The 1,321-nt window shown below is 67.4% G+C and carries 1 protein-coding gene; it reads right to left on the bottom strand.

Annotated elements, in window-relative coordinates; translation table 11 throughout:
- Nucleotides 1-1,253: FAD-dependent monooxygenase (locus PHK61_RS31790; RefSeq protein ID WP_274285038.1), on the bottom strand; the 1,253-nt coding region annotated here is incomplete at its 3' end.
- Nucleotides 1,254-1,321: the final 68 nt, after the last annotated feature.

Below are 1,321 nucleotides of genomic sequence, written 5' to 3'. Positions count from 1 at the left end.
ACCCCGGCGCTCCGGGCGCTCACGCCCTCACCTGCACTCCGTTTCCGGAAGAGCCAGTTTGCGCCGGCTGGTGCCCAGTCGTCGACGCCGGTTCCAGCGGGTCGCAACACGATGAATTGCGAGCCGAACAAGTCGAGAGTCGAACGGCCGTCCGCGAGCACCACATGCGGGGCCCGAGTGCCCGGACGACCAGCGAGAGCGGACGGATGCATGTGCAAGCTTTGGTCGTCGTCCTCGGGAAGGATCGCCGGCGAGCGCATGATCAGCCCGATCTCGATGTCGATGTCGGGGATCGCCGGCTCGACGTCCTCGGTGCCGCGCTCCGGCACGACGCGCGTGGCGTAACGCGTGTAAGCCTGCTGAACGGTCAGCTCGATCAGCGGTAGCCGCTCGGGCTCATAGGTGTCGAGCAGGGCCGGCCCGGCGTCACCCTTGATGACCGCGGCCAGCTTCCACGCGAGATTGTGCGCGTCCTGAATCCCGGTGTTGCCGCCGAAGCCGCCGTTGGGCGGGACGACGTGGGCGGCGTCGCCGGCCAGGAACACGCGGCCCACGCGAAGTCGCTCAGCCCAGTTGGCCTCGGCTTGCCAGTTCGCGACATCCACGACTTCCATCGGCACATCGGCCCCGATCGCAGTGCGCAGGAACTGCCGCACTCGCGCCTCGGACAACCCCGACTGCACGTCGATCGCCGAGCCCTGAGTGACATCATTCCCGACCGTGTTGATCACGAGAAAACCGGTTCCGCCGGTCCGGTCAAGCCGGAAGAACCCGCGAAGCTGGGGGTTGTGCACGTAGATGACGCCCTGGTTGCGGTCGCGCAGAAGCTCCGCGCAGTCGGCGCGGAAGTAGATGGTGATGCTGCGAGAGAGCTGTCCGTACCCGCGCATGCCGATCCCCAGCCGCCCGCGCATCGGACTGCGATTCCCGTCCGCGGCGACGACATAGCCGGCGCGGAGCTCACGCTCGTCGCCGGAATCCAGGTCGCGCAGCATCACCGTCACGCCCTCGTCGTCCTGCTCGAGAGCCACCGCCTCAGTACGGTTGAGCACCCTCGCCCCGAGCTCGAGTGCGCGCTCGCGCAACATCGGCTCGAGCACATCCTGGTTGATGAACACACGCACCGTCGGGCTGAACCCCTCGACGCCCTCGTTCAACTCCCTGACGTAGGTGGCGAGCTCGCGTCCAGCCAGCGATTCGACCGCGATGATGCCGCCGGTCGGGCTGTACATCTCCAGCGACTTCGTGCGCACACTATCCTCGAGCCCTAGGAGAGTGCTGAAGAAAGTGGGGTGTCGGAGCGGGTGCTCGGGGCTGGGGC

The organism is Actinomycetospora lutea, assembly GCF_028737205.1.
In the GTDB taxonomy this organism is placed as follows: domain Bacteria; phylum Actinomycetota; class Actinomycetes; order Mycobacteriales; family Pseudonocardiaceae; genus Actinomycetospora; species Actinomycetospora lutea.
The sequence above is the reverse complement of the archived record's forward strand: the minus strand, read 5'-3'. Positions and strand labels throughout refer to the sequence as shown.